The following is a 6,980-nucleotide window of genomic DNA, read 5'->3' as shown; positions in this document are numbered from 1 at the left end:
AAGCCCCCGACACTCCCCCGACCCCGGGCAAGGGCACACCGCCCACCCCCAGCCGAAGCCACCGACCGCAGCACCCACCCCGCCACCTGACAGACCGCCACTCCCGCCACGCCCCGGCACCCCGCCGCGCCCATACCCTCCGGGCATGATCGATGCACACACCCCCGTCCGCGTGGCCCGTCCCTCCCGCGACCTCGCGGCCGCCGAGCGGTTCTACGTCGACGGGCTGGGGCTCGACGTCCTGTGGCGGACCTCGGGGCACGTTCCCGGGGAGCACGACCTCGTCATGGTCGGACCGGCCGGCGGCGGTTGGCACTTCGAGCTCACCCGGGACCCCGAGAACCCGGTCGAGCCCTCGCCCACCGTGGACGACCTGTTCGTGGTCTACCTCGGGCAGGCCCCCGACGCCGCCCTCGTCCGCCGCCTGATCGCCTGCGGCGGGGAGCAGGTCCCGTCCAACAACCCCTACTGGGACGAGTACGGCGTCACCGTCACCGACCCCGACGGCTACCGCCTGGTCCTCTGCTCCCGCACCTGGGGCTGAACGAGTCCCGCCCGCCGGCCCCTCGGAGTCGTTGCGCTACTTCACCGTCGGCGCGTGCGGCAGGCCGCCGACCAGGGCGGTGTCGGCGCCCGCGAGGGAGCCCTGGGTGGACTTGGCGGCACTGCCGGCGGTCGCGGTGGTGACGTCGAGGGCGGTCTTGGTGTCCTTCATCGCCTGGCCCGGGTGGCCCGCGATGTCGACGACGCGCTCCACGACGGGCTGGTTCTCCAGGGAGGGCCCGTCGGCGGCGTGGGCGGCGACGGGGGTGAGGGCGAGGGCGGCGCCGCCGGTGAGGGCCAGGGTGGACAGGGTGCGCTTGATGGCAGTCATGCCCCGCCCAACGACCCCGCCGCACCCCGGGTCACCGCCCTGCCCCTCATTGGTGTGAAGTTCCGCCGCTCACAGGGCCTCGGATATAACTCTTGCGTAATATGCCTCACCTGGCATACTCGAAGGGAAGGTCCATGGACTGGGAAGTGATCGTCGTGGAGCCCGCCCTTTCCTGGTTGCACTCGCTGCGCCACACCGATCGGCCGTCGCTCATTCAGATCAGCAAGGCCATTACGGCGCTGCGGCAAGAAGGTCCGGCGATGGGGCGCCCGCTCGTGGACACACCGTGAAGGGCTCACGTCTGGCCAACCTCAAGGAACTGCGCCCCGGATCGACCGGGTGCAGCGAGGTCCGGCTGCTCTTCGTTTTCGACCCGTTGCGGCGAGCGGTGTTCCTCGTCGGGGGTGACAAGGCCGGCGACTGGCACGGCTGGTACCTGACGGCCGTTCCCCGGGCCGAGAAGGCGTACGAGGATTACCTGACGGAACTGGAGGAGGACACCGAATGAGCCACAGCCAGGGCGGGAGCCAGATGCCCGAACGGGGCCCGAAGGCTGCCCGCTGGGATGACCTCGTCGAGGAGTTCGGCTTCTCCGCCGAAGAGCGGGCAGAGGTCGACCGGGGCGCGGCGGAGATGATCGCCGTGGTCCGTGCGCACCGCCTGGCAGAGGTGCGCAAGCGTCAGCGCACCACGCAGGTCCAGGTGGCCGAGGCCATGGGGGTCACCCAGGCGCGGGTCTCCCGCATCGAGAACGGCCAGCTGGAGCGCAGCGAGGTCGAGACCCTCGCCGCGTACGTCCGGGCACTGGGCGGCAGGCTGAAGATCGTGGCCGAGTTCGGGGACGAGCAGTACGTCCTCGGGTGACGGGCGTGCCGGCCCGGGTGCCCGTCACCCCGGCCGGCACGGCGGCCGGCCGCCTGGGCGGGAGCCGACCCGGCCGGTCAGTCCTCGACGACCAGGGACGGGGTCGACTTCGTGAGGATCTCGCCGCGGAAGAAGGCGGGGCTGCGGCGCTGTGTGATCAGCATGATGACCGCGCCCAGGGCCAGCAGGCCGACGCCGATGACGAAGACGCTGCCGACGCCGAGGCCCGGGATGGTGGAGCCGGAGCCGTACGAGGGGTCCCACGCGTCCGTCAGCGTCTTGACGAAGACCGCCGCCAGGAGCAGGCCGCCCAGGACCGGGAAGACGCCCTTGAAGAACAGGTCGCGGGCGGAGCGGCGCAGGTCGCCGCGGAAGTACCAGGCGCAGGCGAAGGCCGTCAGGGAGTAGTAGAAGCAGATCATCAGGCCGAGCGCGAAGATCGTGTCGGTGAGGACGTTCTCGCTGACCAGGGTCATGACCGTGTAGAACGCGCCGGTCGCGACGCCCGCCGTGACGGTGGCGCGGCCCGGGGTCTTGAAGCGGGGGTGGACGCGGGCGTAGGAGGCGGGGAGGGCCTCGTACGTGGACATGGCGAGCACCGTGCGGGCGACCGGGATGAAGGTGGTCTGCAGCGAGGCGGCCGCGGAGGCCAGGACGGCCACGAAGAGCAGGATGCCGAGGACCGGGCCCATGACGGGGCCGGCGAGGGCGGCGAAGACGTTGCCGGAGGTCTCCGGGTTGCCGAGGCCCAGGCCCTTGTCGCCGGAGCCGACGGCCATCTGGGCGGCGACGCCGGTGGCCAGGTAGGAGCCGACGAGGACGACCATCGCGATGAGCGAGGCGCGGCCGGGGGTCTTGGCGGAGCCGATGGTCTCCTCGTTCGCGGTGAGGCAGGTGTCCCAGCCCCAGTACATGAAGATCGAGAGCGAGAGTCCGGCGGTGAAGGCGCCCATGGACTCGACCGCGAAGGGGTTCATCCACTGCCAGGAGAAGTGGACGCCGGTGTCGAAGGTTCCGGCGGAGGCCTTCTGGAAGGCCATGGCCACGAAGACGGCGAGGACCAGCAGCTGGAGGCCGACGAGGGTGTACTGGACGCCCTTGGTGGCGGTCATGCCGCGGTAGCTGATGGCGGTCGCGGCGGCGATCAGCGTCAGGCAGGTGGCGATGTGGACGAACTTGTTGTGGTCGAGGGCGGCGATGTCCGGGTCGGACGTGATCTCGCCGGCCAGGAGCCAGAAGTAGGAGGTGGCGACGCCGGCCAGGTTGGACAGGACGATGATCGTGGCGATCACCAGGCCCCAGCCGCACATCCAGCCGATCCGGGGGCCGAAGGCCTTGACGGTCCAGGTGAAGGAGGTGCCGCAGTCCGGCATGTCCTTGTTGAGCTCGCGGTAGGCGAAGGCGACCAGCAGCATCGGCAGGAAGCCGGCCAGGAAGACGGCGGGCATCTGGAGGCCGACCTGCCCGGCGGTGGAGCCGAGGGTCGAGGTCAGGCAGTAGACGGGGGCGACGGTGGAGATGCCGATGACGGCGCTGCCCACCAGGCCGACGGAGCCCTTGCCGAGGCCTTTGCCGCGGACCTCGCCGTCGCCCTCGGCCACGCCGCTTACCGTGTCTCCGACCCGAGGCCGCTCGTCCAGCTGTGTCATGTGAAAGGACGGTAGAGGGTGCGATTTCCACATCTGGACTGGTTAAGTCCGGATGAAGTCCAGATGTCCGCGCAATGAATCGCCTTGGAATTTCAATCCATGAGCAGTTTACGACGCGGGATTGCAAGATCCATTCGCACCCCCGCGTCCGATTCACAGGCGGCGGACGCGGGGTTCCGGAATGCGGAAACCGCAGCCGTGCCCGGAATGTCCGATTAGAAAATTTCCCGAGGCAATTTTCTGCCTACCCCGCCCACACGATCGACTGCACCTCGCTGTACGCGTGCAGCGCGTACGAGCCCACGTCCCGGCCCACCCCCGACCGCTTGAAACCCCCGAACGGCGCCTCCATGTTCCGGCCGATCGTGTTCACCCCGACCCCGCCCGCCCGCAGCCGCCGCGCCACCCGGAAGGCCCGCGCCGCGTCCCCCGACCACACGTAGCTGATCAGCCCGTAGTCGCTGTCATTGGCCAGGGCCACCGCCTCGTCCTCGCCCCCGTCGAAGGGGACGACCACGACCACCGGCCCGAAGATCTCCTCCCGCACCACCCGCATGTCGTTGGTGCAGTCGACCAGCAGCGTGGGCGCCACGTAGAAGCCCTTGCCCCTGCGGTCGCCCTCCCCCACCACCGGCCGCTCCCCGCCGGAGGCGATCCGCGCCCCCTCCTTGCGGCCCAGCTCCACGTACGACTCCACCCGGTCCCGGTGCGCCGCCGAGATCACCGGGCCGACCACCGTCCCCTTCACCGCCGGATCCCCGACCTTCATGAACGCCAGGTACCCCGTCAGCTTCTCCACCAGCTGCGCGTACACCGACCGCTGGACGATCACCCGGGTCGGGGCCGTGCAGATCTGCCCGCTGTAGAAGGAGAAGGTGGTGCCGATGCCCATGACCGCCGCGTCCAGGTCGGCGTCCCCGAAGACCACCGCCGCGCCCTTGCCGCCCAGCTCCATCAGCTGCCGCTTCATGGACCGCCCGCAGACCTCCGCGATCCGCTGCCCCACCCCCGTCGAGCCGGTGAAGGACACCATGTCCACGTGCGGGGAGTCCACCGCCGCCTCGCCGACCTCCACCGCCTGCCCGGAGACCACGTTCACCACCCCCGGCGGGATCCCGGCCTCCGCCAGCGCCTCGGCCATCCGGAACACCGACAGCGGGTCCTGCGGGGCCGGCTTGACCACCACCGTGTTCCCCATCGCCAGCGCCGGGGCCACCTTGCCCGCCGGATTCGCCCACGGGTTGTTGTACGAGGTGATGCAGGTGACCACCCCGACCGGCTGGCGCACCTCCAGCGCCCCCAGCACGCTCGCCGCACCCATCGGCCCCGCCTCGGTGACCTGCGGCGGCAGCCCGCGCTCCACCGGCTCCAGCGCACCCTTCGCGTACCGCCGGAACCGCGCCACCCCCACCCCGACCTGCATCCCGCGCGCGATCCCGGTCGGGGCGCCCGTCTCCGCCTGGGCCAGCTCCGCCCAGGGCTCGAACTCCCGCTGGATGACGTCTGCGGCGCGGTCCAGGATCGCCGCCCGCTCCTCGGGCCGCGTACGCGACCACGGGCCGAAGGCCTCGGCGGCGGCCCGGGCGGCCTCCTCCACCTGCGCCCGCGAGGCCTCGGGGGCCAGGCCCACCACGGACTCGTCCGCCGGGTTCACCACCTCGTAGTGACCGCCGTCGGGCTCGACCCACTCCCCGCCGATGTACAGCCTCTGCCCCTGCTCGCCGCTCATCGGGTGCTCACCGTCCTCGTGTCACGGCCCGACCGGAGCACGATCCCCGGGATCGCGCCGGTCACCTCGTCGTCGCGGATGGTCTCGACCCCGTTGACCCGGACCGACACGATCCCGATCGCCCGGGAGTCCAGGCGCGGGCTGTCCCCCGGCAGGTCGTGGACCAGGGTGGCCGGGCCGGCCTCGATGCGCTCCGGGTCGAAGAGGACCAGGTCCGCGTGCCAGCCCTCGGCGATCCGGCCGCGCTCGCGCAGCCCGAACAGCTGCGCCGGGTCGTCCGTCAGCATCTTCACCGCCTGCTCCAGCGGCACCAGCCGGCGGCCGCGCAGGCAGTCGCCGAGGAACCGGGTCGTGTACGGGGCCCCGCACATCCGGTCCAGGTGGGCGCCCGCGTCGGAGCCGCCGAGCATCACGTCCTCCTGCTGCCAGGTCTCGGCGCGCAGCGCCCACGTCGCCGGGTCGTTGTCGGTGGGCATCGGCCACAGGACGGTGCGCAGCTCGTCGTTGGCGCAGATCTCGACGAGGCACTGGAAGGCGTCCTGCCCGCGCTCGGCGGCGATGTCGTCCACGACGCGTCCGCTGAGCCCCTCGTTCTCCTTGCTGTACGTGTCACCGATGACGTACCGCCCGAAGTTGGCGAGGCGCCGGAAGACCCCGGCCTCCTTGCTGTCGGCGCGGCGCAGCATCTCGGCCCGTACGTCCGGATCGCGGAGCTTCGCGATCCGCTCGGGGACGGGGAGGGCGAGGACCTCGCCCCAGCCGGGGATGAGGTTGAGGGCGCAGAAGGTGCCGAGGGACATGTTCATGGGGGTGAGGATCGGCATGGTCAGCGCCACGATCCGGCCGCCGGCCTTGCGGGCGCGCTCGCTGGGGACCAGCTGGCGCGGGACCCGTTCGGGGACGGCGGCGTCGATGGTGAGGACGTTCCAGTTCAGGGGCCGGCCGGCGGCCGCGCTCATGTCGACGAAGAGGTCGATCTCCTCGTCGGAGAACTGGTCGAGGCAGCCCGCGACGATGGCTTCGAGCTGGGTGCCCTCGTGGTCGCCGACGGCCCGGGAGAGCGCGAGCAGCTCGGCGGGCTCCGCGTGCCGGGAGGCGACGGGGGCGCCGTCGCCGTCGGAGTGGGTGGAGGACTGGGTGGTGGACAGGCCCCAGGCGCCGGCGTCCATGGCCTCGTGGAGGAGGGCGAGCATCTGCTCCAGCTGGGCGGGGGTGGGGGCGGCGGCGCCGGTGGCGGCCTCCCCCATCACGTGGCGGCGCAGGGCGCAGTGGCCGACCATGAACCCGGCATTGACGGCGATCCGCCCTTCGAGGGCGTCGAGGTACTCGCCGAAGGTGGACCAGGACCAGTCGACTCCCTCTTCGAGGGCGGCGAGGGCCATGCCCTCGACCTTGCTCATCATGCGGCGGGTGTAGTCGGCGTCCTCGGGGCGGTCGGGGTTCAGGGGGGCCAGGGTGAACCCGCAATTGCCGCCGGCGACGGTGGTGACGCCGTGGTTCATGGAGGGGGTGGCGTAGGGGTCCCAGAAGAGCTGGGCGTCGTAGTGGGTGTGGGGGTCGATGAACCCCGGGGTGAGGACCAGGCCGGTGGCGTCCTCGCTGGTACGGGCCTCCTCGTCGACGGTACCGGGGGCGGCGATGACGGCGATCCGGCCGTCGCGTATCCCGACGTCCGCGACACGGGCGGGGGCGCCGGTGCCGTCGACGACGGTCGCTCCGCGGATGAGGTGGTCGAGCATGGGGGTTCCCCTCCTGGTGTCCCTCTGCCGTTGCCCTGGCCGGGCGGGGTGCGGTGGGTTGCGGTGCGGTGTGCGGGTGCGGGTGCGGGTGGGCCGCTGCGCGGGGCGGAGTCCCCTACCCGCCC

Annotated in this window: 7 protein-coding genes; 3 read left to right on the top strand and 4 right to left on the bottom strand. The window is 71.7% G+C overall.

Annotated features, from left to right (window positions below; all coding sequences use genetic code 11):
* The first annotated feature begins 145 nt into the window (after positions 1 to 145).
* Positions 146 to 544: a VOC family protein gene (locus tag VR44_RS31285; protein WP_045950991.1), complete on the top strand. Its 399-nt coding sequence runs from the start codon at positions 146 to 148 to the stop codon at positions 542 to 544.
* Positions 545 to 580: 36 nt separating this feature from the next.
* Here VR44_RS31285 and VR44_RS31280 read toward each other — a convergent pair whose 3' ends face one another.
* Entirely contained in the window at positions 581 to 874 is a 294-nt protein-coding gene (locus VR44_RS31280) for a hypothetical protein (protein WP_052713923.1), read from the bottom strand.
* Between the two features lie 115 nt (positions 875 to 989).
* Between VR44_RS31280 and VR44_RS31275 the strand changes: the two genes are divergently transcribed.
* Both VR44_RS31275 and VR44_RS31270 read left to right on the top strand, forming a co-directional pair.
* Complete coding sequence (locus tag VR44_RS31275; protein ID WP_342669415.1) at positions 990 to 1,382, top strand: type II toxin-antitoxin system RelE/ParE family toxin; 393 nt, start codon at positions 990 to 992, stop codon at positions 1,380 to 1,382.
* Positions 1,379 to 1,738 (top strand): helix-turn-helix domain-containing protein, encoded by a 360-nt coding sequence (locus VR44_RS31270; RefSeq protein WP_245692603.1) that lies wholly within the window; start codon positions 1,379 to 1,381, stop codon positions 1,736 to 1,738. The genes VR44_RS31275 and VR44_RS31270 overlap by 4 nt, the downstream gene beginning before the upstream one ends.
* A gap of 77 nt (positions 1,739 to 1,815) precedes the next feature.
* Here the strand turns inward: VR44_RS31270 and VR44_RS31265 are convergent, their stop codons facing one another.
* The 3 genes from VR44_RS31265 to VR44_RS31255 form a co-directional block, all read right to left on the bottom strand.
* On the bottom strand, positions 1,816 to 3,387 hold the full coding sequence (locus tag VR44_RS31265; protein WP_045950990.1) for an APC family permease: 1,572 nt from the start codon (positions 3,385 to 3,387) through the stop codon (positions 1,816 to 1,818).
* 244 nt (positions 3,388 to 3,631) lie between these two features.
* A complete protein-coding gene (locus VR44_RS31260; protein WP_045950989.1) occupies positions 3,632 to 5,116 on the bottom strand; it encodes an aldehyde dehydrogenase family protein in 1,485 nt (494 codons plus the stop codon).
* Entirely contained in the window at positions 5,113 to 6,855 is a 1,743-nt protein-coding gene (locus VR44_RS31255) for an N-acyl-D-amino-acid deacylase family protein (RefSeq protein ID WP_045950988.1), read from the bottom strand. Before VR44_RS31255 ends, VR44_RS31260 begins: the two co-directional genes overlap by 4 nt.
* Positions 6,856 to 6,980: the final 125 nt, after the last annotated feature.

Origin of the sequence: Streptomyces katrae, from assembly GCF_000966975.1 — a bacterium.
GTDB classification, from domain to species: domain Bacteria; phylum Actinomycetota; class Actinomycetes; order Streptomycetales; family Streptomycetaceae; genus Streptomyces; species Streptomyces katrae.
This window is presented reverse-complemented; position numbering and strand designations above follow the sequence as displayed.